General features: G+C 75.7%; 1 protein-coding gene. It reads left to right on the top strand.

Annotation, left to right across the window (positions count from 1 at the left end):
* A partial coding sequence (locus GTW43_RS26940) for an alpha/beta hydrolase (RefSeq protein WP_161304563.1) occupies positions 1-867 on the top strand: 867 nt, incomplete at its 5' end.
* Positions 868-1435: the final 568 nt, after the last annotated feature.

Here is a 1435-nt window from a genome sequence, read left to right as displayed (position 1 = left end):
GAGCCGGTCACCGGCGCGGTCCTGTACCTCCACGGCTTCTCCGACCACTTCTTCCAGACCGAGCTCGCCGACTTCTTCGCCGCGCGCGGCCTCGCCTTCCACGGCCTGGACCTGCGCAAGTGCGGCCGCGCCCGCCGTCCGGGACAGACCGCCCACTACGTGTCCGACCTCGCCCTCTACGACGCCGAACTGGACCGGGCGCTCGACCTGATCGCCGCCGATCACCCCGGCCTGCCCGTCGTGCTCGCCGCCCACTCCACGGGCGGCCTCGTCGCGCCGCTCTACCTGGACCGGCGCCGCCGCGCAGGGCGCCCTTCGGCCGTGCGCGCGCTGGTCCTCAACAGCCCCTGGTTCGACCTCCAGGGCACGGCCGTCCTGCGCGGCCCCGTCACCTGGGCGCTGCGCGGGCTGGCCCGGGTGCGGCCGTTCCAGGCGCTGAACCTGCCCGGCGGGGTCTACGGGCGCACCCTGCACATCAGCGGCACCGGCGAATGGGACTACGACACCGAGCTGAAGCCGCTCGACGGCTTCCCCGTCACCGTCGGCTGGCTCAACGCCGTCCGCCGCGCGCACGCCGCCCTGCACCGGGGCATCGACGTCGGCGTCCCGTCGCTCGTCCTGCGCTCGGACAGGACACACCACTCGCTGCGCTACAGCGCGCGGAGCGACCGCGCCGACACCGTCCTCGACGTCCGGCAGATCGCCCACTGGACGGCCGTGGGGCTCGGCGCGCCGACGACCGACGCGCCCGTGGCCGGCGCCCGGCACGACGTCTTCCTCTCGCTGCCGGAGGTGCGGCGCGCGGCATACGAGACGCTCGACCGCTGGCTGCGCGAGCACGCGACACGGGCCACCCTCGCCGACTGATGTCCGGGGCGTGGCCGGGCGCCAGGGTGTGCGGCTGACGTCCGGGGCCTGGTCGGGCCTCCGGGATCCGGGCTGGCGTCCGGGGCCTGGTCGGCGTCCCGGGACTCGACTGACGTCCGGGGCCTGGCCGACGTCCGGGGCCGAATGCCTCCGCGACTGGCGTCCGGGCCCGACTGCCTCCCCGGCTGGCGTCCGGCGCCCGACTGACGTCCGGGACTCGACTGGCGTCCGGGGTCTGAATGCCTCCGCGGCTGGCGTCCGGGTCCGAATGCCTCCGCGACTGGCGTCCAGGGCCGACTGCCTCCCCGGCTGGCGTCGGGCGCCCGACTGACGTCCGGGACTCGACTGACGTCCGGGGTCTGAATGCCTCCGCGACTGACGTCCGGCGTCCGACTGGCCCCCGGGCCCCGGCACGTCCCGGCTCCCGTCCCCGGCCCAAGGGACACTTCCCGGCCCCGAAGGTATTTCCCGTCCAGGCCCCCTCGTCCATGACGGCCCCGCCGGATCCCGGCACCCGTGCCTCCGGGCCGCAGACCGCCCGAAGGCACGTAGGCCCGCGACGTTCGCC

Origin of the sequence: Streptomyces sp. SID5785, from assembly GCF_009870065.1 — a bacterium.
In the GTDB taxonomy this organism is placed as follows: Bacteria; Actinomycetota; Actinomycetes; order Streptomycetales; family Streptomycetaceae; genus Streptomyces.
This window is presented reverse-complemented; position numbering and strand designations above follow the sequence as displayed.